The organism is Nocardia sp. CDC159, assembly GCF_023740735.1.
GTDB lineage: Bacteria > Actinomycetota > Actinomycetes > Mycobacteriales > Mycobacteriaceae > Nocardia > Nocardia pulmonis.
The window spans coordinates 14,541-39,643 of sequence record NZ_JAMRXH010000002.1; the positions used below are offsets into that span (position 1 = coordinate 14,541).

11 protein-coding genes and 1 tRNA gene are annotated in these 25,103 nt (G+C 67.0%); 3 read left to right on the forward strand and 9 right to left on the reverse strand.

Features of this window, described 5'->3' with window-relative positions; translation table 11 throughout:
• Window positions 1-7 precede the first annotated feature (7 nt).
• The 3 genes from NDR87_RS03905 (at window position 8) to NDR87_RS03915 (ending at window position 3,224) form a co-directional block, all read left to right on the forward strand.
• Complete coding sequence (locus tag NDR87_RS03905; protein ID WP_251910171.1) at window positions 8-1,477, forward strand: NAD(P)/FAD-dependent oxidoreductase; 1,470 nt, start codon at window positions 8-10, stop codon at window positions 1,475-1,477.
• 44 nt (window positions 1,478-1,521) lie between these two features.
• Window positions 1,522-1,594 (forward strand) — tRNA-Arg (locus NDR87_RS03910).
• A 760-nt stretch (window positions 1,595-2,354) separates the two neighbouring features.
• Window positions 2,355-3,224, forward strand: a complete 870-nt coding sequence (locus NDR87_RS03915) for an SGNH/GDSL hydrolase family protein (RefSeq protein WP_251910170.1) — start codon at window positions 2,355-2,357, stop codon at window positions 3,222-3,224.
• Window positions 3,225-3,237: 13 nt separating this feature from the next.
• On the opposite strand, the gene NDR87_RS03920 is transcribed toward NDR87_RS03915, so the two are convergent.
• From NDR87_RS03920 to NDR87_RS03960, 9 genes are all read right to left on the reverse strand, one after another.
• A complete protein-coding gene (locus NDR87_RS03920) occupies window positions 3,238-4,185 on the reverse strand; it encodes a glucose 1-dehydrogenase (RefSeq protein ID WP_308212039.1) in 948 nt (315 codons plus the stop codon).
• Complete coding sequence (locus NDR87_RS03925) at window positions 4,161-6,341, reverse strand: MMPL family transporter (RefSeq protein WP_308212040.1); 2,181 nt, start codon at window positions 6,339-6,341, stop codon at window positions 4,161-4,163. Before NDR87_RS03925 ends, NDR87_RS03920 begins: the two co-directional genes overlap by 25 nt.
• A 47-nt stretch (window positions 6,342-6,388) precedes the next feature.
• Window positions 6,389-7,627 carry a cytochrome P450 gene (locus tag NDR87_RS03930; RefSeq protein WP_251910168.1) on the reverse strand — a complete coding sequence of 413 codons (1,239 nt, stop codon included), beginning with the start codon at window positions 7,625-7,627 and terminating at the stop codon, window positions 6,389-6,391.
• A 91-nt stretch (window positions 7,628-7,718) separates the two neighbouring features.
• Window positions 7,719-8,495, reverse strand: a complete 777-nt coding sequence (locus NDR87_RS03935) for an ABC transporter permease (protein WP_251910167.1) — start codon at window positions 8,493-8,495, stop codon at window positions 7,719-7,721.
• On the reverse strand, window positions 8,492-9,445 hold the full coding sequence (locus NDR87_RS03940) for an ATP-binding cassette domain-containing protein (protein ID WP_251910166.1): 954 nt from the start codon (window positions 9,443-9,445) through the stop codon (window positions 8,492-8,494). The genes NDR87_RS03935 and NDR87_RS03940 overlap by 4 nt, the downstream gene beginning before the upstream one ends.
• 42 nt (window positions 9,446-9,487) lie before the next feature.
• The gene (locus tag NDR87_RS03945; RefSeq protein WP_251910165.1) at window positions 9,488-10,330 is read right to left on the reverse strand and encodes a DUF4097 family beta strand repeat-containing protein; all 843 of its coding nucleotides are present in this window, start codon (window positions 10,328-10,330) and stop codon (window positions 9,488-9,490) included.
• 33 nt (window positions 10,331-10,363) lie between these two features.
• The gene (locus NDR87_RS03950) at window positions 10,364-10,891 is read right to left on the reverse strand and encodes a hypothetical protein (protein WP_251910164.1); all 528 of its coding nucleotides are present in this window, start codon (window positions 10,889-10,891) and stop codon (window positions 10,364-10,366) included.
• A 73-nt stretch (window positions 10,892-10,964) separates the two neighbouring features.
• Window positions 10,965-12,302, reverse strand: coding sequence for a lysine N(6)-hydroxylase/L-ornithine N(5)-oxygenase family protein (locus NDR87_RS03955; protein WP_251910163.1), 1,338 nt, complete (start codon window positions 12,300-12,302; stop codon window positions 10,965-10,967).
• 14 nt (window positions 12,303-12,316) lie between these two features.
• On the reverse strand, window positions 12,317-25,102 hold the full coding sequence (locus NDR87_RS03960) for a non-ribosomal peptide synthetase (RefSeq protein ID WP_251910162.1): 12,786 nt from the start codon (window positions 25,100-25,102) through the stop codon (window positions 12,317-12,319).
• Window position 25,103: the final 1 nt, after the last annotated feature.

Consider the following 25,103-nt stretch of genomic DNA (forward strand, 5'->3'; position numbering starts at 1 on the left):
TTATTACATGAGTCACACACCGTCCATCCTCATCATCGGCGCCGGATTCGCCGGGCTCGGGCTGGCGCTGGAGTTGCGGCGCGCCGGGATCGACAGCTTCACGATCCTCGAGAAGGCCGAGGATCTGGGCGGGGTGTGGCGGGAGAACACCTATCCGGGCGCGGCCTGCGACGTGCCCTCGCCGCTGTACTCGTGGTCGTTCGAGCCGAAATCCGATTGGCCACGGCGGTTTTCCGAGCAGCGCGACATCCACGAGTACATGCGCAAGGTGGCCGAGAAGCACCGGCTACCCGCCAAGATCCGCTTCGGCACCGAGGTCACCGACGCGGAATTCGATGCGCGCCAAGGCGTCTGGCAGGTACGCACGGCCGACGGCGCGACGCTGACCGCCGACATCCTCGTCTCCGCCGTCGGGCAGCTCTCCCGCCCGGCGCTGCCGAACCTCCCCGGCCTGGAGACCTTCACCGGACCATCGTTCCACTCGGCCGAATGGGATCACGGCGTCGATCTCACCGGCAAGCGGGTGGCCTGTATCGGCACGGGAGCCAGCGCCATCCAATACATTCCGCGGATCCAGCCGCAGGCCGGACATCTGACGCTGTTCCAGCGGTCCGCGGCCTGGGTGCTGCCCAAGCCCGATACCGAATACAGCCCGCTGCACCACGCCCTGTTCAAATACGTCCCGCCGACCCGGCTGGCCGAGCGCTTCCTGATCTGGGCGACCTTCGAGGTGCTGGCGCTCGCGCTGACCGACGTGCCGGTCATCAAGTATCCGGTGATCGCCCTGGCCGACCGCCATCGCGCCAAACAGGTCCCCGACGAGCGGCTGCGCCGCAAGCTCACCCCCGACTACGCCGCGGGCTGCAAGCGCGGCCTGTTCTCCAACGACTACTTCCCCACCCTCACCCAGCCGAACGTGACCGTGGAGACCACCGCCATCGAGGCGATCACCCCCGCGGGCATCCGCACCGCCGACGGCGTGACCCACGAGGCCGACGTCATCATCTTCGGCACCGGCTTCAAGGGCACCGAATTCCTGGCCCCCATGAACATCTACGGCCTGGGCGGCCGGAAACTCTCCGACGAGTGGTCCCCCGAGGGCGCCCGCGCCTACCTGGGCATGTCGGTCCCCGGCTTCCCCAACCTGTTCCTGATGTACGGCCCCAACACCAACGTCGGCTCCGGCTCCATCATCTACATGCTCGAATCCCAGGCCCGCTACATCCGTCAGGCCGCCCAGTACCTCACCACCCGCCCCGGCCACGCCATCGCCGCCCGCCCCACCGTCGAACAGTCCTGGGACGACTGGCTACAGCGCCGCCTGAAGGACACGCCCTGGAACTTCTGCTCCAGCTGGTACCGCAACGCCTCCGGCCGCATCACCAACAACTGGCCCGCCCCCACCGCCCTGTTCCGCTGGAAAACCCGCCGCTTCAACCCCACCGACTACGACGAATCCACCCCCACCCCCGCCTGATGCGACCTTTCCACCCCCGACCAGGTAAACTCCGCCCCAGCCCCGCCTCCGTAGCTCAGGGGATAGAGCAACCCTCTCCTAAAGGGTAGGTCGCAGGTTCGATTCCTGCCGGGGGCACAGAACGGCAGTGGCGTTCGCCGAGTTCGCTGCCGATGGCTTTGCGGCCGAGCAGGATTGGTCTCGCCGGGATCACCGAGTCGGTCGACGAGCGCGCCCGGCCTCAGCGCGGTGCCCGGGCCACCCCGGTTCGGAAGCTCGGGCTGATCTGTAATCTCCAAGGGCGCCGGACGTGATTTCCGGTTGCCTCGCCCACTGCGGAATTTTCTGCTCGTGAAATCGTCGAACGCGGCCGGGTTACAGGTTGATCGGCATGACGAGGGGGAAGGGGTTTAGGTCCGGCAGTCGGGGATGCCAAAAGGGACGCAATAGTTGTGCATTTTCACAAAGCCGGCGAAACCACGCCTACCCGCAGCTATTAGAAACATCGATCGGCGCGCGAAGGGGCCGCGTTATCTGAACCCGATCGTGACGATCGTCTCAAAGTAGCTGAATATTCGCCGCATGTCGCCGCGCGGTGGTTCGACGATAAGGCTTTTCATGACCGTGGGGTGAAGTCCGAGACGAGGGCCGTCGTTCCACGACCGCCGGGTACGGCTCGGTATATCGCAGGCGGACCAGGTAGGCCGTCGAGGCCGACCGAAGGAGATTGAATCTTGCACTACCGCTAATCCGGAGCTACTGATGCTTCATCGACGTGGGGGAAGCCCCCGACCTGGCGTGATAGGAATCCCGGGTCGATGGCCGACCCGTTGTCGACCAGCGGTACGGCGGTGATCAGCTGCCGGTTCCCGCGGAGGATCATTCGAGGAAAGTTGTGATGAGGACGTTTCGTGCGCCGTGGCCACTGGCCGCCGTTCTGGCCGCCGCCACCGCGGCGGTGCTGTCTCCCCTGCCCACCGCCGACGCCGCCGGCGACAGTTATGTGGCCCTGGGCGACTCGTACACGGCGGGGCCGAATGTAGCGCCGGTGGATCGGGCGGCTCCGTCGGGTTGCGCCAGATCGACGGCGAACTACCCCCACCTGGTGGCGTCCGCGCTCGGGCTGCGGCTGGACGATCGCAGCTGTACAGGCGCCAAGACCGAGAACGTCACCACCACAGCGCAGTTCCCCGATCAGCCTCCGCAGATCACCGCGCTGACCAGCACGACCAAAGTCGTGACACTGGGCATCGGCGGCAACGACAACAACACCTTCCGTGATGTGGTCGCGGCCTGCCTCGCCGCCGACAGCGTGAATCACACCGGCACTCCGTGCAAGGACACCTACGGGTCGACCTTCGTCGACAACATCCACGCCGACGCACCGGTCATCGGCGCGGCAATTGCCAGAATCCATCAGATCTCCCCTGCGGCAAAGGTTTTCGTCGTCGGATATCCCGACATCCTCCCGCCGAACCGTGGCTGTTACCCCCGGGTGCCCATCACCGACGGCGATGCCGCCTACATCGATGGCATCGAAAGAGAACTCAATGCCGTGTTGCGCGATCAAGCGCACCTGCACAATGCCATCTTCGTCGACACCTACACGCCCAGCGTCGGCTACGACGCCTGCCAACCCGCGGGTACTCGCTGGATCGAACCGGTGGTACCCGGCTCGGACGCGGCTACCCTGCATCCGAATGCCGCCGGAATGCGGGCCGATGCCGTCGCGGTGACCGCCGCGATACGAAACGCCGGAACCGCATAACCGAAAAGGGAATTCACCGGTTGGTTGTCGGGGTCAATGCCGGGGCGATGGTGATTCCGCCGTCGATGAGGAACTCCGATCCGGTTGTGTAGCTGGCGTCCGAAGCAACGAACAGCACCATGCGGGTCACCTCCTCGGGTGTGCCCATGCGGGGAATGGCCTGCGCTTGTATGGATGTGGTGGGGCGGTTCGCGTCCGAGCCAGCGTTGGCGGCGAATTCGCCGATCAAAGGGGTTTCGATGCCGCCGGGATGCACGGAATTGACGCGAATGCCGTAGCGGCCCAGCTCATTTGCCGCGATTTTGGTCAGGCCTCGCACCGCCCATTTGCTGGCGACGTAGGCGCTGTGCAGAAGGGGGCCGGCCTCGAGGCCCGCCGTCGAGGAAATGTTCACGATCGCCCCGCCTCCGGCGGTACGCATGGAGTCGGTCACGGCACGAATGCCGAGGTAGGTGCCGGTCAGGTTGATCTGGACGACCTTCGTCCAGTCGGCCGGATCACTGTCCTCGATCGGGGCCGCGCGGCCGATGATCCCGGCGTTGTTCACCAGCACCGATACCGGGCCGAAGGTGTCCTCGGCGGCGGTGATCACCCTCTCCCAGTCTTGTTCGCTGGTCACATCGTGCCGAATGAACAGCGCGCGCTTGCCGAGCCGGTCGGCCAAGGCCCGACCCTCGGCCTCGAGAACATCGGTGATGACGACCGCGGCGTCCTCGTCGAGAAAGCCGCGCGCATGAGCGGCGCCCATACCGCGGGCTCCCCCGGTGATGACAACCGCCTGACCGCTGAAACGTGTCATGGCCGAGCCTCCCTCTCGCGGCGAGTTGAGGTAGCACGATGCCACAGCGAACGCCCTGACCTGGTGCACGGCGCGCAGTTCGCACAGGTTCGGCGCGAAGCGTTTCGCTTCGCGCCGAACGATTGTGGCGTGCCCGGTCAGGCGTCGACGCGGGCGCGCCATCGGGCAACCCGACCGCGGGGCTGCGGGTGACGCAAGCCTGGCCACCAGGCGGCATTTCCGATGAGCGCGGTCAGGGCGGGTACGAGCAGGACCGACATGACGAATGCCGACAGTGCCACACCCAGCGTCACCGCGAAACCGAGCTGCGTCAGGTAGGCGACCCCGGCGAGCAGTAGTGCGGAGAAGGTGCCGCCCAGAATCAGGCCCGCCGCAGCGACCGACGGGCCACCATGGCTCACGGCCAGTGCCGCCGCCTCCCGGGGCGACTTGTCCCGCTGAGCCTCCTCGCGGAGCCGGGCGACGATGAGAATGTTGTAGTCGGTGCCGATCGCCACCACGAATAGATACAGCGTGGTCAGCAAGGTGAAACCGACACCCGATCTGTCCTGCACCTCGGTGACGAGAAATGCGGTGGCGCCCATTGTCGCGAAGAAGCTGAGCAACACCGCCACCATCAGATACAGCGGAGCCACCAGGCTGCGCAGCAGCGCCGCCAGAATCAGGATGATCAGCACGACCGTCAGCGGGAAGATCACCCCGATGTCGCGATCATTGGCCGAACGGATGTCGGCATACATCGCGGTCGGCCCGGCGACCAGGATCTCGGTGCCCGGCCGGGCGAGGGCATGGGCCCGATCGCGCAGCGGGGCAATGACATCGAGGGCACTGTTGGAATACGGATTGTCCTTCAGCAACACGCTGATCTGAGCGGTCTTGCCGTCCGCGGACGGCTGGCCCGCGGCGCCGGTCGCCGTCGGCATGATTCCGCCGACCCCGGGCACCTGCTGAAGTTCGGCCGAGATCCGGTCGATCTCGCCCGCTGCGATCGGCGCCCCGTCTGTCGAGTTCAGATAGACCAGGGTGGGGCTGAGCGCACCGGCGGGGAACCCCTTCTGCAGGTTCTGGAATCCGTGTGCCGATTCGGTGTCGCCGGGCAGCTGGGAGAACTGGTCGAAATCGACCTTATAACTGGTCATTCCGAGCGCGAGCACCACCAGCAGACCGGCGGCAGAGCCGGCCACCAGGCCCGGCCTGCGCGCGCTGAATCCGCCGATCCTGGCGAAAACGGTGCCTTTCGGCTGTTTCTGCCAGGACTTCGACGGCCAGAACACGCGCGGACCGATCAGCGCGACGATCCCGGGCACCAGGGTCAGCGCGGCGATTGCCATGATTCCGACCGCCATCGCGAGCCCGGGGCCCAGGCCGTGCAGCAATCCGAAGATCGCCGCGAGCAGCGTCAGGAACGTGACGACGATCGCCGCGGCCGCCGAGGTGATCACCTCGGCAACGCGCCGGACCGCCAGCTCGAGCGCCCGCTTCGGCTCCATCCCGTCACGCAGCAGTTCCCGGTACCGGAACAGCAGGAACAGGATGTAGTCGGTGCCGACACCGAACAGCACCACGGTCAGCATGACCTGCAGGGACTGATCCACCCGCAGATTCGCCGCCTTGGCCATCAGTGCGATCGCGCCCGGCGCCACGGCCGACACCAGACCCACGGAAACGATCGGCAGCAGCGCCGCGATCGGGCTGCGATAGATCAGCAACAGCAGCACGATCACCAGCAGGACGGTGACGAAGCCCACGATCATGAATGCCTTGTCGTAGGCCTCCTGATTGTCGACCACCAATGCCGGGTCGCCGGTGAGCTCTGTCGTCAGGCCGCTGTCGGCAACGACCTTCGCGCTCTCGGCGCGCAGCGACTTCACGGCGTCGAGCACCGCCTTGTCGGTGACGACACCACGGAACTGCACCCCGAGCAGCTGCACCTTCCTGTTCTCCGACAGCGCCTGGGGGCCGGTCTGCACACCGACGACGCGGTCGATCCTCGCCGCGTTGAGGGCGTCGGCCAGGGCCTGCGCCCTGCCCTGGTCGTCCGCGGACAACGCACCGCCGTCGGTCCGCCGCACCACGATGGTGCCGGTGGCATCCTGCGAGCCGACGAACTTGTCCTGGGCGAGCCGCTGAGCCTGCACCGATTCATATTTCTCGGGTAGAAAATCGGTCTGCTGAAGATTGACAACATCGCTGAACGGCGGCGCAAAAGCGATAATCGCGAAAGCGGCTATCACCCAGGCAGCGATGACTTTCCATGGATGGTATACCACAATTCTTGCCAAACCGGTGAACATGGATCCTCCATAAGACGGTGGCATTCCGAGAAAGGCACCGTTGCGGATATAAGGCGAGGGGTTACGAGCAGTTATCGAAATCGGACCGGCAGGCTGCGCATAAAACTCTTACCCGGCGGAATCTGCAGATATTCCACCTTGTCCCGCGCCACTGCGAGCGCGGGCGGTTCCTGTCGCAGGAACAGCCGTTCGAGCACCACCTCGGCCTCGAGCCGAGCCAATGCCGCCCCCATGCAGTAATGGGGACCGTGGGCAAACGACAGATGGGTCTCGACTCGCTCCGGGACCCGGGTCACGTCGTATTGCTCGGGATGGTCGAATTTTTTCGGATCGTGATTGGCCGCAAAAAGCGCGGGCATCAGGGCGTCGCCCTGCCGGACCTGTACGCCATGAAAATCCATATCCTCCATGGCGTACACCGACGGCCCGATCGGGACGGTGCCGGCCACCCGCAGCGTCTCGTGGATAACGTGGGGCATGAGTGCCGGATCGGCACGGAACTTGTCGAGCTGATCCGGGTGATCGAGCAGCATCATCGTGGCATTGGCGATGAAGTGCGACGCGGGATTCTGGCCCGTGTTGAGCAGGAAAAGAATCATGGTGCTGACTTCGATGTCGCGCAGCCGTTCGCCGTTGTCGGCGGGACGCACGAGCGTGGACACCAGATCGTCGGCCGGATTGGTGCGCCGCCGCTCGGTCAAATCCTTGATGTATTCGACGATGTGCAGTCCGCTGGCCATGATCCGGCCCGGATCGCCGGACAGAAAGTCGTTGATCCAGGAGCTCATCCGCGGTCGATCGGCCTCGTCGACACCGACGATCTCGCCGATCGTGCTGCCCGCCAACGGGACCGCGAAATCCGCGAGCAGATCCGCGGATCCCGCGGCGACGAGCGGCGGCAGCAGCCGGTCGGCCAACCCTTCGACATACGACCGCAGGGCGTTGATGCGCCGCGCGGAAAAGGCCGGTGCAACAAAACTTTTCAGCCTCGTATGATCCTTTCCGTCCTTCATGACCATGCTGTTGTACATATAGTCGAGCGACTCCGGCGGCAGGCCGTATTCCCTGGCCATCTCGTCCACGATCGCTCCGGCACTGGTCTTGCCGGGCAGGTTGCCCTGATCTCGAACGAAACGCGGGTCGCTCAGTAGTGACTGCACGGCCTCGTGACGGGTGACAAGCCAGACCGGAGTCGGCACGCCGGGGAAGAAGACCCGCACGAGCGGGGCCTGGTCGCGCAGGCTCGCATAGGTGCGGACGGGGTCGTCCATTAGTTCAGGAGTAAGCAGATCGATCGGCGAGTCGGACATTACTGTCGAATCCCTTCACCAGCGGATTGTTAATTCGAGAAAGATCGTCCCACGCCGCGATACGGTTCTCGGAGAATCTTTCTCAAAACATTCAGCCCTTCTCCGGATCACGGTTGAAACGCATCCGGGCCCAGATATATCCGACCAGCGCGAGACCGACGCACCACCCGATCGCGATAATTCCGTTGTTTCCGATCGGAGTACCGACCAGAAGTCCGCGGATGGTCCGCACGATCGGCGTGAACGGTTGATACTCACCGAACCAGCGCACCCCGGCGAGCATTGATTCCGGCGGCACGAACGCACCGCTCACAAACGGCAGGAACTGAATCAAAAGAGTGGAACTGCTTGCGCCCGCGGGGCTTTTCGCCGTCAGACCCAGCCCCACCGCTATCCAGGTCAGGGCAATGGTGAGCAGAAGAATCACCCCGGCCGCCGCCAGCCATTCACCGACGTTCGCCGACGGCCGGAATCCGATCAGCACCGCGACGCCGAGCACGAGCGCAACGCTGATCAGCGTTCGAACGATGCTGCCCAGGGCATGACCGCTCAACACCGACATGCGCCAGATGGCCATCGTGCGGAATCGGCCGATGATCCCTTCGGTCATATCCGTGTTCACGTCGACCGCGGTCTGCGCCGATCCGAATCCCACGGTCATCATGATGATCGCCGGCGCGACGTAGTTGACGTAGTCGCCGGTGTCGCCGATGCCGGCGCGCAGAGTCTTGCCGAAGACGCCGACGAACATCAGCAGCATGATGATGGGCATGCCGAGCGACGAGATCATCATGATCGGATACCGCGTCACATGCCGGAGATTGCGACGCAGCATGGTCACCGAATCGGTGTAGGCGAGGGTGGTCATCGGACCGTCTCCTTCTCCAGGGAGGGGTGACCGGTGAGCGCGAAGAAGACGTCGTCGAGGTCCGGCAGGTGCACCGTCAACGATTCGACCTCGATCGCGGATCGGTCGAGCGTGTCCAGCAGGGTGCGCAGCGAGGCGACGTCGCCGTCGCTGGGGATCTGTAGCGTGAACGCGTCGTCGTCGCGCATGCCCGAACCGAGGGTTCGGGCCGCCGCCTCGAGGGCGGGAATACTGGCGAACCGCAGCATGACATGCCCGCCGGGAACGATGCGCTTGAGTTCGTCCGCGGTGCCCTGGGCCACCAGCCTGCCCTGGTCGAGCACGGCGATCCGATCGGCGAGCTGATCGGCCTCCTCCAGGTACTGCGTGGTCAAGAACAGCGTCACCCCGTCGGCGACCAGCCGGCGGATGATCTCCCACATCATGTGCCGGCTGCGCGGGTCGAGACCGGTCGTCGGTTCGTCGAGAAAGATGATGCTGGGCGTGCCCACCAGCGTCATGGCCAGGTCCAGGCGTCGGCGCATGCCACCGGAATAGGTGGCCGCCACCTTCTTTCCGGCCTCGACCAGGTCGAACTGTTCGAGGAGTTCGGCGGCCCGCCGCCGCCGAACGTTCCGGGGCAGATGGCACAGATCGGCCATCAGCAGCAGGTTCTCTTCACCGGTGAGGTAGTTGTCGACTGCGGAGAACTGCCCGGTGACACCGATCGCCGCGCGGACCGCGTCCGGTTCGGTCGCGATGTCGTGGCCGCCGATCCGGATGTCACCGGCATCCGCTCGGAGGTAGGTCGAAAGAATATGGACCGTGGTGGTTTTACCGCAGCCGTTCGGACCCAACAGAGCGAATATCGACCCGGTGGGGACGTCGAATTCTATGTCGTTCAGAACTGTCTTGTCGCCGAATGATTTACGAAGTCCCCGGACGGTGATCGCCGACTGGGATTTTGTCATGAGTCGCTCCTCAGCGAGATATCTGGTCCTTGCGGCGGCCGGTCATGAACGCCGGATCATGATGTCACCGGCATGAGTTCTGGCTCGCACCTCGGCCGATTTTCCGGTCGGTTCCGGTGCGCCGGACGATGTCAAGAAATTGCGCACTCTCCCCGTCTCGGTATTCAGGTCCAGCCAGGCCGCCGTGCCGTCGGGAATGCCGACGTCGAGATCGCCGTTGCGGGTCTCCACATCGACCGAACCCGTCGCGATCGCACCGATTCGAACATTGCCGTTGTTGACTTTGGCGACGACGTCGGCCTCGATTCGGCCGACGAAGATGTCACCGTTGGCCGCGTTCAACCGCAGGTCGCCGGTGACCAGGTCCACCTCGGTCGCGCCATTGGTGTTCTTGATGGTCGCGGGACCGTAGATCTCCCGGATGCTGACGTCGCCGGAGCCGGTGCTGAGATCGGCCCGGCTCAGCACCTGATCCACGATGATCTTGCCGCGGCCGGTGGTCAGCCTGGCGGATTCGATCTGATCGAGCAGCAGATGGCCGTCCGTCGTCTTCAGCCGGCATTCCCCGAGTCGCCCAGTACAGCGAAACTCGACCTGGGTGCCACTGCCGTCGACCCGGGAGCCTTCGGGCAACTCGACCACCACGTTCACGGCTTCGCTCTTGTTGCTGAACAGGGCGCGACGGCGCGGCGCCCGGATCGACAGCCGGCCCATCGCGAATTCGACGGTGGTTCGTTGCGCGGCGCTGATATCCGTCTCGTCCGCGGGATCCGCCGGATACACCTCCACGACGGTGTCGGCGCGATCGCTCGCGGTGATCTGTGCGCTACCGACGACGAGGTCGATCGTGACGGTGATCGGCTCGGGTGTGTCGAACGTCTGCATGATGCCCCTCTTCGGTGTGATGCCCGGAGACTGCTAACGCACCCAGCCCGTGTAGCGGTCACGGCGCGGACCGGCGGTGCGGGCGGCGGTACTCGTTTGGCCGTCGGTCAATGCGGCCGCCGCGGCGCGGACGAGCCAGGCGTTGATGGACAGCCCGGCCCGCATGGCCGCATCCTCGATCTGCGCCTTGAGGCTTTCCGGCAACCGCAGATTGATCCGGGTGGCCGCGCCCTCGTCGCCGTTGGGCAGGGGCGGCGGCACGAGGGCCCGGCCCTGTTCGCCATCGCGGTCGCCCGCCTCGGCGACGTCCGGATCGCCCATCGGCGGCGTGACGACGAAATGAGGATCCGTGCCGCGCAGCCGCACCTCGACCGAACCCGGCGCGAGATCCCGGGTGATCTCGTCCGCGGCGTGGGACAGGGCGGCGAGCAGCATCAGCCTGGTGGCCGACTCCAGCGAGGGAACGAGTCGTTCGGCGAAGGCCCGCACCTCGTCGCTGCGCCCATCCGCGGCGAGCGCGAGTTCCCGACGAAGGGTGTCGACGTACTGAGCCAGATCCATGGCATCAGTATGGCACCAATGTGGTGCCATAACAACCTGTTTGGCTCAGATTGGCATCACCATGGCATCAGTGTCATCGAGCCAGCTCGTCCCCCAGGGCGACGGTCGGCCACGCCGAAACACGAGCATCCACAATCGCGTTCGCGATCTCCCCGCTGCGCACAGCCACATTGGACAGCAGCGACGAGGACAGGCCATGGGTGTGCTCGGTGCCGCCCTGCAGATAGATGCCGCAGGCGAGATCACCGTCGGTCGTCAGCCGATAGCCCCGCTCGACGCGCAGTCGCCCCTGTTCGTCGCGAAGGCAGTGCCGCTCGACCTCGCCGAGCAGGACGGTCGGCTCCATCGGGTCGTAGCCGGTCGCGCACACGAGCACATCGACATCGAGGTCATGGGTCTGTCCGGTCGCGGTCGAGCGAATCGTGACCCGGGTGTCGTTCGCCGCGGATTTGACGCCGAGCACCCGAGCCAGCTTGATGAAATCGAGCCGCTGGGTCCCGCCCACCTCGTCGTCGTAGAGACGACGATGCAGATCCCTGATCACCTCGGCGTCCACCACCGAATAGTTCGTGTTCCGGTGATAACGCCAGATCGCCTCCCGCGCCGTGCCCGACCCGTTGTAGAAGCCGTCGACACCCTCGGGATCGAATACCGAATTCGCGAACGGGGTGTCGTCGGCGATGGAGTAGCCGTAGGAGGGAATGATCGCCGCGATGGTCGCGTCCGGAATCGTGTCGTAGAGAAAGCGCACGATCTCGGCCGCGCTCTGCCCGGCGCCGACCACGGCCCAGCGCTTGAGCTCGGTGGCCGCGGCCGCATCGAACCGATGCAGGAATTCCGAGCTGTGCCAGACGTGCTCGTCGCGTTCCAGGCCATCCGGCATCCGCGGGACCAGCCCGGTCGAGACGACCACATTGCGCGCCCGGACCGTTCGCACGCACGCGTCCGCGGTCCCGCGGACATCGACCAGCAGATGGTCCACCCCCTCGCCGGAGCGGGCGTGCGGGCGGCGGAGCGCGACCACCTCCGACCCGTACGCGACACGACCGGACAGGCCCGACTCCACCCATTCCAGATAGTCGTGGAACTCTCGGCGGGTCGGGAAGAAGTCCTGATTGTTGACGAACCTCGCCAGCCGTCCGGTCGCGTGCAGATAGGCGATGAAGCTGAACCGTGAGGTGGGATTGCGGAACGTCACCAGATCCTTGAGGAAGGAAATCTGCATCTTCGCATTGGGCAGCATCATGCCGCGATGCCATCCGAACGACCGCTGGCGCTCGAAGAAGACGGAGGTGAGCGGAGATCCGAACCGCTCGGATTCGCATTCTCCGAGCGCGAGCGCAAGCGCCAGATTGGACGGGCCGAATCCGATGCCGACCACATCGTATATTTCATGTTGTGCAGATTCCATGGAAGTGCCTGCTCTCAGCATTGCGTTAGAATTTCGGTAATAGTTCGGCATATCTGCCGCGCCGGGCCGGCCGAGTAAATTTCCTGGTGGGTGGTCTCGATATCGAACCGGCGAATCTCCCCCACGATGTGATCTCGCCACTGATCCACATCGGCCGTCGGGTCGAGCGCCGCATTGAAGAAGACCGCCGCACCGCGATAGACGGGCGAGTCGAACTCACTCATGAGCTGCTGGTGTCGCAGCAGGATGGTGGTGACGGTGTCCACCACGCCCTGGCGTCCCTCGAGGTTCTCCAGGTGCCCGATCCGCTGTTCCAGAAATGCCCGGACATAGTCGGCATCCGGTGGCTCGGTGTGCGCGAAGAACGAACTGGGAACGCTGTCCAGCAATGCCAGCAGAGCGACGCTGTGGCCTCGGTTGCTCAGCTCGGCCGCCATGGCGTGGGCAAGGGTGCCGCCGAGCGACCAGCCCAGCAGGTGGAAGGGCCCGTCGGGCTGGATCGACAGCATCTGCTCGACGTAGTCGGTCACCATGGCCTCGATCGAGTCGGGCAGCGGGGTGATCCCGTCCAGCCCTCGCGCCTGAATGCCGTAGATCGGCCGATCCGCCGGAAGGTGCGCGGTGAATCCCAGATAGGGCCAGCACACCCCGCCCGCGGGGTGGACCCACCACAGCGGCTGCCGTTCCCCGGTTGTCTTGAGCCGCAACACCACCGACAGCGGGTCCTCGAAGCCGAATCCCTCGGCCTCCGGTTCGAGGTAGGGAGCCAGCGCCGCGGCCGTGGGGTTTTCGAAGACGGCCCGGATCGGCATGTCCACCTCCGTTACCGCCCGGATGCGGCTCGTCAGCCGGATCGCCGACAGCGAATGTCCGCCCAGGGCGAAGAAGTCGTCGTCCACACCGACCCGCTCCAACCCCAAGACCTCGGCGAACAGCTCCACCAGAGTCCTCTCCTCGGGCGTGCGCGGGGCCCGGTACGCGGTCGTCGCCTTGAACTCCGGCGCCGGCAACGCGGCCCGATCCAATTTGCCGTTCGGAGTCAGCGGGACCTCACCGATCGCCACCACCACCGCCGGAACCATGTACTCCGGCAACAGCTCCCGCAGATGGCTCGGCAATCCCGCCAGCACCGACGCCACCTCGCGGCCCTCGGCGGGATTGTTGGCCCAGACCCCGTGGCCCGCGGCGGGACGGTAGATGTCGGTGCGGGTCCGGCAACCGGAGGCGGCGGGCACGACCAGTGCGTCGAACAGCTCGGGAGCGGTTGCCGACCAGGTGGTGACGGCCTCGCGGCCACGATCGGCGGCCCAGGCGTCGAGGACCGCGGGGTCGAGCGGTGCGCCGGTGGTGATCGCGGTACCCGCGACGCCCGCCCATGCCGCGATATCGCTGGTAAGCCGGGCATTGAGCATTCCGGTGAGCCGTATCGGACCGTTCGCGCCGTGTTCGTGCAGCACCCGGTCGAGATGGTCGAGATCATCGAAGTCACGACCCCACACCAACTCCGGAGCGGCCGCCAGCGATTCCGGCTCGGCCCCGGTCTTGTGCAGGACCACCTCGTACCGGTGCCGAGTCAACTCGTTGTGCGCCGCGCCGGCTTTCAGCCGAACCTCCACTCCGGCCAGATCGGCGTTGTCGCGGGCCCACTCGTGGAACCATTCCGGATCGACCAGCAACTCCTTCTCGGTCAATACCGACTGCTCCACCGCCGCACGCAGTACCGATGCGGAGACACCCGGGCGCTGCGTCCGATGCACGGCCGCGTACAGCGCCCGCAGCGACGCCTTGCGGCGCACATCGCCCACGATGATCCGGCCGCCCGGCGCCAGCAGGTCCATCGCGTATGCGAGCACCCGATCCAAATATCCGGCGTCGGGGAAGTACTGCACCACCGAGTTCAACACGACCGTATCGAAATAACCCGCGGGCAGCCCGGTTACGTCATCGGCGGCCTGACACGCCAACCGCACCCGGCCCCCGTACCCGCTCGCATCGACCTGAGCGCGCAACCGCGCGATCACCGCGGCGGAGAAATCGGTGCCCCAGTACTCGTCCACCTCGGGCGCGATCCGCGACAGCAACAGACCCGATCCAACGCCGATCTCCAGCACCCGCGCCGGTCCGAACCGCATCACCTGATCCACCGCCGCGGCACACCAGGCCCGCATCTGCTCGGCGGGAATCGGCTCACCGGTATACGAGGACTTCCACAATTCGAAATCCTCGCCCAGGGCAATGCCTTCCGACGCCGCGTAGACCTGGTCGTAGACCTGCTGCCACTCCTCGACCTGGGCCCCGGCCCCGGCACCCGAACCGATCGACCTGGGCACGACATACGCCACCAGTCGCTGATCGCCGGGCCGGTCCTCGCGCGCCGTCACCACCGCGCGCTCGACCTGCGGATGCTCGCTCAGACACCTCTCGATCTCACCGGGCTCGATCCGGAACCCGCGAATCTTCACCTGATGGTCGCTGCGCCCCAGGCATTCCAACTCGCCGTTGGCGTTCCACCGCGCCAGATCCCCGGTTCGGTACATGCGTCGGCCCGGTTCGGGTGCGAAGGGGTCGGCCACGAACCGTGCGGCGGTCGATCCGGTCCGGCCGCCGTAGCCGCGAGCCACGCCGGCGCCGGCGATGTACAGCTCGCCGACCACGCCTGGGGGCGCGGGCCGCAGCGCCGAATCCAGCACGTACACCCGGGTATTCGCGATCGGACGACCGATGGTCGGCGGTGTACCGGCGTGCACCGCCGCCACGGTGGACCAGATGGTGGTCTCGGTCGGCCCATACAGGTTGGTCACCTCGGCGGCGGCCCCCGCGAGCGTGTCGGCCAGGGCGGCGGGCAACGGCTCGCCGCCCACCAGCACCCGCAGCCCTCGCAGCCCCTCCGGCTTGTGCAGGGCCACCATCTGCCACAACGACGGCGTCGCCTGAACCACCGTCACCCGATGCGCGGCAACCAATTCCAGCAACTCACCGGGCGCGACGACGCTCTCCCTGGACGCCACCACCACGGCGGCCCCGCTGAGCAACGGCACGAACAGCTCCAGCGCCGCGATGTCGAACGCGATCGTCGTCACCGCCAACAATCGGTCCGCCGACGTGAGTTTGAGCGAATTCCGCATCGACAGTAGGAAATTCGTCAACGCCGCCCGCGGAACCACCACACCCTTCGGATGCCCCGTCGACCCCGAGGTGTACAACACGTACGCCGCGCACCCCGAGGGAACATCCCCGTTCACGGGATCGGTCGCGGGATAATCCGTCGGATCCGCGGGGAGGACCTCCGGCGTCAGCACCACCCGCGGACGGCACTCGTCGAGCATGTACTGGATGCGCGCCTGGGGATGATCGGGATCCAGCGGCAGATAGGCCGCCCCGGTCTTCAGCACTGCCAACAGCACCGCCACCAACTCGGCCGAGCGCGGCAGCGCCACGGCGACCACGTCCTCCGGGCCCACCGCGAAACGCTCGACCAGCCAGTGGGCCAACCGATTCGCCCGCGCGTTCAACCCCGCATAGGTCAGGGTGGCACCGTCCGCGATGACCGCCACCGCCTCCGGATCCACGGCCACCCGAGCCGCGAACAGCTCCGGTATCGACGCGCCCGCGGCGGCATCGACCGCCCGATCCTGGGCTCCGGTGTCGTTGCGGGCCTCCAGCAACCGCTCCCGCTCGCCGGCAATCAGCACATCCAGCGCCGCGATGGGTTGCCCCGGATCGGCCACCACCCGTTCCAGCACGGCGACGAACCGCCGCGCGATGCCCTCGACCGTTTCGCGATCGAAAACGTCGGTCGCGTATTCCAGCGACATCCGCACGTGCGGGTCGGCGGCGGCGAACACGCTGAGGGGATAGTGGGTGCCGCTGAAGGGGCGAATGCCGGTGACCGTGATCCCGGCGGCGGTGTTGGCCTCGCTGATCCCGGCGCGATCCACGGGGAAGGATTCGAACACGAGGAGGGTGTCGAACAGCGTGCTCATCCCGAGCGAGCGGTGGATCTCCGCCAACGGATGGTGATGATGCTCCAGCAGCGCCGCCTGACGCACCTGCAACCGGCGCACCATCTCGGCGAAAGACGCACCGGGACGACACACCACCCGCACCGGCAAGGTATTGATGAACAGGCCCACCATTGAATCCACCCCGCGCACCGCGGGCGGCCGACCCGACACCGTCGCGCCGAACACCACATCCGACCGACCCGTCAACGCCGACACCAGCACCGCCCACGCGCCCTGCAGGAGCGTGTTGACGGTCACGCCCAGTTCACCTGCGCGCCTGCCGAATTCGCGGGCGCGCGCCACTGACAGCGGCACCTCGACCTGGGCGATTCCCGGCTCGCCACCCATTCCCGCACTCGGTGCGACCAGCGTCGGCTCGTCGATGCCGTCGAGCTCCTCGGCCCACACCCGCGCCGATTCGGCCCGGTCCCGGCGACCGAGCCACACCAGGAAATCCCGATAGTTACGCTCCCTCGGCAACACCGAGGCATCGCCGTAGGAGCCGTAGAGCCGCACCAGATCCTGCATCACCAGCGGTAGCGACCAGCCGTCGAACAACACATGATGCGCGGTCAGGACCAGCTCCGACCGCTCCGCACCCATCCGCACCAGAGTCAACCGCAACAGCGGCGGCCGGAGCGGATCGAACGGGGTGCCGCGGTCCTGGGACAACAGCCGTTCCAGCGCCGCCTCGCGATCGTCCGCACCACGCAGATCCACCTCCCGCCAGGGCAATTCGACCCTGTCGAGCACGAGCTGCACCGGATCGCCAGCGCCATCCTCGACGAAGGCGGCCCGCAGATTCGGATATCGGTCCAGCAGCGCCTGCCCGGCGGCGCGCATCCGATCCGCGTCCACCGGGCCGGACAGCCCGAACACCAACTGCATTCGGTACGCGTCGAATGCCTCACCCACCAGCATCGAATGGAACAGCAGCCCCGACTGCAACGCGGTCAGCGGCCACACATCCACCAGGCCCGGATAGCGCCGCTCCCAGGTCTCGAGCTCGGCCTGAGCGACCGACACCAGCGGTACATCCGACGGGGTCAGCCCGCCACCACCCGCGACCGCACAGCGCGCGATCCCCTCGACCGCGGCCGACCACAGCTCCGCCAGCTCGCGGACCTCCGGGGCCGTGATCACCCCGGCGGCGAATCCGAAGACCACCGACAGCTCCGGTCCCGCATCCCCGTCCACGACCACCGCGTTCACCTCCAGCGCCGACACCATCGGCATGGTCGCGCCGAGGTCGGTGGCCAGATCGGTGATGTCCATAACCTGCGTCCAGCCGCGTCCGCGCAGTTCCTTGGGCAGGGCGGTGGCGAACCGGCCGAGATAGTTGAAGCCGATCTGCCCGGTCGGGTATTTCGCCAGTTCCGGTGCGGTATCGGCGTTGACGTAGCGCAGCAGACCGTGCCCGATGCCCTTGTCGGGAATCGCGAGCAACTGCTCCTTGATCGCCTTGACCACGCCCGCGGTGGCCGCGGTGCCGGCGATCGCGGCGTCGGGGTCGACCCCGCCGACATCCAGGCGCATCGGGTAGGTCACCGTGAACCAGCCCAGCGTGGACGACAGGTCGATACCGGGCACGAGATGCTCCTCGCGTCCGTGGCCTTCCAACCGCAGCAGTACCGAGGATTCGGTCTCGCCGCGACGGCGTCGCCAGCTCGCCACCGCCATGGCCAGGGCGGCCAGCAACACATGGTCGACTCCGCAATGGAATGCGGCAGTAGCCGTCGTGAGCACCGGGTCGGTGACCGAGGAAGGCAACTGCAGCCGGACGGTGTCCACCGTCGACATCACATCGACCGCGGGATCCAGGGCGCGGGCCCCGAGGATCGGGTCCGGACCCCGCAGCATCGACCGCCACCACGCCAGCTCCGCCACCCGCTCCGGGCGGCGGGCCTCCCGCGCCAGCGACAGGGCCCAGCGCCGCATCGATGTCGGCACCGGTGGCAGATTCGGTGTCTCCCCGCGGCGGACCCGCTCCCAGATACCGGCGAGATCCGGCGGCAGGATCCGTAGGGAGACTCCGTCGACCACCAGATGGTGCAACACCATCAACAGCCGCCCGGCGCGCTCGGCCCCCGGATCGAACCACACCCAGCGGGCCATGCGGCCGGCATCGGGATTCAGTTGCCCGGCAGCCGCATCCAACCGCGCGGCGACGAGTTCCATCCATTCCTCGCCGTCGAAGCGACCGGTGTACTCGACCCGCTCGAGCAGGTCGGACACCAGGACCGAGCCGGGCGCCTCGACAACCAGGCCCGCGCCGTCGCCGCGAACGAGCTTGGTGCGCAACGCATCGTGGCGATCGACCAGGGCGGTCAGGGTGGCCTCCAGGCCCGGCCGGTCCACTCCGATCGGGAGGTCCAGCACCATCGCCATCGAAAACCGGTCGATGGCGTCGGTGAGGTCCAGCAGGCCCGCCGCGATGGGGAGCAGGGGCATCCAGCCCGTCTCGTCGCCGTCGGGTTCGGTTGGCGCGGGCGCGGTTTCGCGAGCGTGATCGGCGATCTCGGCCAGGTTGGCGACGGTTCGGTGCTCGAAGATGTCGCGAGGGCCGATCTCCACCCCCTGTGTCCGAGCCCGCGCCACGACCTGCATCGAGCGAATGCTGTCGCCGCCGAGGGTGAAGAAATCGTCATCGATTCCCACCCGCTCCAGGCCGAGAACATCGCCGAACAATCCGACCAGCAGCTCCTCCTCCCGGGTGCGCGGGGCGCGGTAGGCCCCGGCGCCGAACTCAGGCTCCGGCAGCGCCTTTCGATCGAGCTTGCCGTTCGGCGTCAGCGGGAAGCGGTCCAGCACCACGAACGCCGACGGCACCATGAACTCGGGCAGGCGCCCCGCCACGAACCGGCGCAACTGCGCGATCTCGATGCCGACCTCGAGATCCAATCCGTCGCCGTCACCCGCCGTCGTGGGGACCAGGTATCCCACCAGCTGTCTGGCGCCGCCGCGGACGGCCGCGGTGGTCACCACCGCCTGCGCCACCCCGGGGTAACCGGTCAGCACGGTCTCGATCTCGGCGGGCTCGATCCGGAACCCGCGCACCTTGAGCTGATCATCGCCGCGGCCAACGCATTCCAGCCGCCCGTCGCGGTCCCACCGTGCCAGATCGCCCGTGCGATACATGCGCTCGCCGCGACCCGCGAACGGATCGGCGACGAAATGCGACGCCGTCGCGCCGGGTCGGCCGTGATACCCACGTCCGATACTCGTTCCCGCCACGTACAACTCGCCCACCACGCCGACCGGAACGGGGACGAGGCCGTGACCCAGCACATAGGCGCGGGCCGTGCCCAGCGGGACGCCGATCGGGACGTTGCCGTCACCGTCCCAGTCGTCGGATCCGGATATCGAAAACGTTGTCGCGTAGAAGCTTTCGGTCTGCCCGTAGGCATTGATCACGCGCGCGTCCGGAATCACCTGCCGGACCCGCCGCACCAGCGCCGCGGGCAGGGGCTCACCGGCGAACACCACCGCCTCGGCCTCGATCCCGGTGTCGCCGCGATCGATCAGCTCGGCGAACACCGAGGGCACCGTGGAGATCACGCCACCGCGCCAGCCCTCGCCGAGTACGAGCACATCGCGCACCAGCTCGACCGTGCCACCGGTACACAGCGTGGTGAACAGCTCGAACACCGAGACGTCGAAATTGATCGACGTACCGGCCAGCATCCGCCAGCCCGGCGACACCCCCACGCGCGGCACCAGCTCACGCACCCCATCGGCGACATTCCGGTGGGTGATCACCACACCCTTTGGCGTCCCCGTGGAGCCCGACGTGTACATCACATACGCCGCCTGCTCCGGCTGCGGCGCGATCGGGTCGAAGGCTCCGCCGTCGCTCGGGTCGGCCTCGGACTCGTTCAGGAGAAGCCGGGGAATATCGCGATCGGCGAACAGCTCCGAATGCTCCGCATCGGTCAGGATCACCCGGGGAGCCGCGTCGGCGAGGATGTGATCCAGCCGCCTGCTGGGATACCGGGGGTCGATCGGCACATATGCCGCTCCCGCCCGCCAGATCGCCAGCAATGCGACGACCAGATCGGTCGAGCGCGGTAACGCGACGCCCACCAGCGTTTCCGGGCCGATCTCGTACTGCCGGAACATCCTGTGGGCCAATCGATTCGCCCGCACGCTCAGCTCGGCATAGGTCATCACCCCGTCGTCGCGGATGATCGCCGCGGCATCCGGCACGGCCGCCACCCGAGCGGCGAACAGCTCCGGCACCGACACCCGATCGAGCGAGACCCGGCCGGTGGCGGTGTCGTTGAACCGCTCGAGCAGACGTTGCCGCTCGCCCGCGACCAGGATGTCCACACCGCCGACCCGCCCGCGCGGATCGGCCACGACCTGTTCCACCACCGCGACGAACCTGCGCGCGATCATCGTGACGGTATCCCGATCGAAAATATCGGTCGCATACTCGATATCGCCACGCACGCCCCGACCGTCGGGCAGCGGGGTGAGATTGAAGAACAGGTCGAACTTCGCGGTACCGGTGCCGGTGGGCTCGTAATCCACCTCGAGCCCGGCGACCTCCACATCGGGGAGGGCGTTGTTCTGCCAGGCGAACATGACCTGGAACAGCGGGTGATAGGCGGTCGAACGATCCGGATCGAGCAGCTCCACCAGACGTTCGAACGGCGCGTCCTGATTGTCGTAGGCGGCCAGGGCCTTTGCGCGGACCTGCTCCAACACCCGGTCGAACGGGGGGTTGCCGGACAGATCCACCCGCAACACCCAGGTGTTGACGAAGAATCCGACCAGATCGGTCAGCGCGTCATCCGTGCGGCCCGCGATCGGCGAGCCGATGGTCACATCCGCACCGCCACCGAGCTGGAACAACAGCACCGCCAACGCCGTCTGCACCACCATCGACGCCGTCGCGCCCCGCGCCCGCGCCAGCTGCTCGACCGCGGCCGCCAACTCCGGATCCAGCGCGAACTCCACCACGCCGCCCCGATGACTGGCCACCGCTGGTCTCGGCCGATCGGTGGGCAACCGCACCGGCTGCGGCACACCGGCCAATTCGCCACGCCAGTAGTCGAACTGACGGGACAGCAGACTGCCGGGATCGTCCTCCTCGCCCAGCAGTCGCCGCTGCCACAGCGTGTAATCGACATACTGCACCGGCAGCGGCGTCCACGACGGCGCATTCCCGATGCTGCGCGCGGTGTAGGCGCCCACCAGATCCCGCGCCAACGGCGCCATCGAGGCACCGTCACCGGCGATGTGATGGATCACCAGGGCCAGCACGTGTTCCTCGGGGCCGAGTCGGAATATCCTCGCCCACAACGGAATATCGGTCGCCAGATCGAAACGGTGGTCGACCGCCGCGGCGACGGCCGCGGGCAATCCGCCGGGCTCCACGGTGACGACCTCGATATCGAGGTTCGCCTCGTCAGTGGGCAGCACCCGCTGCGACGGCACGCCGTCGTCCTCGACGAACACCGTCCGCACGCTCTCGTGCCGGACCATCACATCGCCGAGGGCGGCCATCAGGGCCGCGACGTCCAGCGGCCCGGTCAACCGAAGCACCAGCGGAATGTTGTACAGCGCCGACGACCCCTCGAACCGGTGCAGGAACCACAACCGGCGCTGCGCGAACGACAGTGGAATGGACTCGGGTCGTTCCTGCGGCCGCAGCGCGGGTCGCACTCGCCGTCCGGTGTCCAGACGCGCCGCGAGCTCGGCCACGGTCGGCGCCTCGAAGACCGTCCGGATCGGTGCCTCCGCGCCCAGCAGCAGGCGAATTCGATTGGCCAGCCGCGTCGCGAGCAGCGAATGCCCACCCAGGGTGAAGAAATCGTCATCGATGCCCACCCGCTCCAGGCCGAGCACATCGGCGAACAACCCGGCCAGGATCTCCTCGTCCACCGTGCGCGGCGCGCGGTAGGCGCCGCTCTCGATTTCCGGCTCGGGCAGGGCCCCGCGGTCGAGTTTGCCGTTCGGGGTCAGCGGAAGGCGGTCCAGCGTCACGAAGGCGGACGGCACCATGAACTCGGGCAGACGGGCGGCCACGAACCGCCGAAGTTCCGAGAGATCCGTCCGCTCGCCGGGCCGGAGAACGAGATAGCCCACCAGTTGTCCGTCGCTGCCGCGAATCGTCGCCGTCGTCACCACTGCCTGAGCGATCCGCGGGTGCGCGGTCAGCACCGCCTCGATCTCGGCGGGTTCGATGCGGAAGCCACGGACCTTCACCTGTGCGTCGCCGCGGCCGGCGTATACGAGCCGACCGTCGCGATTCCAGCGGGCCAGGTCCCCGGTGCGATACATCCGCTCCCCGCGGCCGCCGAACGGATCGGCGACGAACCGTGACGCGGTCAACCCCGAACGGCCGTGATACCCGCGACCGATACTCGTGCCCGCGACGTACAGCTCGCCCACCACGCCGATCGGGACCGGGGTGAGACCGGGCCCGAGCACGTAGGTGCGCACATTGCCCAGGGGAGTGCCGATCGGGACGTTGCCGGTGTGGTCCGCACCGGCCCAGTCGTCCTCGGGGGCGACGGTGAAGGTTGTCGCGTAGAAGCTTTCGGTCTGACCGTAGGCGTTGAGCACCCGCGCGCCGGGCACGGCCTGCCGCACGCGATCGACCAGCCGTGCCGGAAGCGGCTCACCGGCGAACACCACCGCCTCGGCCTCGATCTTGCTGTCGCCGCGATCGATCAACTCGGCGAACACCGACGGCACCGTGGACACCACGCCGCCGCTCCAGCCGTCTCCCTCGCCGAGGACCAGAACGTCGCGTACCACCTCGACGGTGCCACCGGTGCACAGCGTGGTGAACATCTCGAACACCGACACATCGAAGTTGACCGACGTGCCAGCCAGCGTCCGCCACCCTGGTGGCACGCCCAGCCGCGAAATCAGTTCCCGCACACCGTCGGATACATTTCGATGCGTGATGACCACACCCTTCGGCGTGCCGGTGGACCCCGAGGTGTACATCACATAGGCCGCCTGATCCCGCAGCGGCCGGACCGGGACGAGATCATCGCCGTCGGCCGCGGCGTCCTGCGGTTCGTCGATTCGCAGCCGGGGAATCGCGCTGTCGCCCAGTATTTTCTCGGCGTCGGCGTCGGTCAGCACCAACTGCGGGCGGCAGTCGGCGAGGATCGATGCCAACCGTGCGCTCGGATACCGCGGATCGATCGGCAGATAGGCGGCGCCCGCCTTCCAGACCGCCAGCAGTGCGACCACCAGATCGGCCGTGCGCGAAAGCGCCACCGCCACCACCGATTCCGGACGTACCCCGTGCCGGTGTATGAGTCGTGCCAGGTCGTTCGCGCGCGTGTCCAACGCGGCGTAAGTCAGCGTCGGACCGGCTCCGTCCACGGCGACGATATCCGGACCGGCGGCAACCTGAGCCGCGAACAGCTCCGGCACGGATCCGGGACCGACCGCCGTCTCCTCGGCGGTGTCGTTGAATCGCTCCAAGACCTGCTGTCGCTCCCCCGCGACCAGCACATCCACCGCGCCGACCCGCATGCGCGGCCGGGTAACCACCTGCTCGAGCACCGACACCAACCGCTGGCCGATGAGTGTGATGGTTTCCCGATCGAAAAGATCTGTCGCATACTCGATCTCGCACCACACATCGGCACGATCCGGGCGGGGTGTGAGGTTGAAGAACAGGTCGAACTTCGCCGTCCGCGTGGTGGTGGGCTCATAACCGACCCGCAACCCGTCCACCTGGATATCCGGCACGACGTTGTTCTGCCAGGCGAACATGACCTGGAACAGCGGGTGATACGCGGTCGAGCGATCGGGATTGAGCAACTCCACCAGGCGCTCGAACGGCGCGTCCTGATTGTCGTAGGCCGCCAACGCCTTCCCGCGGACTTGCGCCAGCACCTGCTCGAACGACGGATTACCCGACAGGTCTACCCGCAACACCCACGTGTTGACGAAGAACCCGACCAGATCGGCCAACGCCTCATCGGTACGGCCCGCGATGGGGGAGCCGATCGTGAGATCCACACCGCCGCCGAGCTGGAACAGCAGTACCGCCAGCGCCGACTGCAACACCATCGGCACCGTCGCGCCCTGCTGGTGCGCGAATACGCCCATCGCCGCGCACAATTCGGGTTCGAGGGCGAACTCCAGCGCATCGCCCCGATGTGACGCCCGCGCCGGACGCGGCCGATCGATCGGCAGCCGCAGCGGTTGGGGGACGTCGGCCAATTCCCGCCGCCAATAGTCGAATTGCTTGGCCAGCACGCTTTCCGGATCGGATTCCTCGCCTAGCAGCTCCTGCTGCCACAGCGTGTAATCGAGATACTGCACCGGCAGCGGGGGCCATACCGGCTCGGCCCCGGTGCGCCGCGCCCGGTATGCGGCCACCAGGTCCCGGGCGAGCGGAGCCATCGAAGCCCCGTCACCGGCGATGTGGTGGATCACCAGGACCAATACGTGCTCGTCCTGGGCCACGCGAAATACCTTGGCCCACAGGGGGATATCGGCGGTCAGGTCGAAAGGATGCTCGACCGCCTCGGCCACGGCCGCCGACAGTCGCGCGGGATCGACCTCGACCACCGCCACGTCCGGGCGCGTCCGGCCGGTGGGCAGGATCCGCTGCATCGGCACGCCCGATTCGTCCTCGACGAACACCGTGCGCACGCTCTCGTGCCGGGCCACCACATCGCCGACCGCCGCGACCAGGGCCGGCACGTCCAGCGTGCCGGTCAACCGCAGCACCAGCGGAATGTTGTACAGCGCCGAGGGCCCCTCGAACCGGTCCAGAAACCACAACCGGCGCTGCGCAAAAGACAACGGGAACATC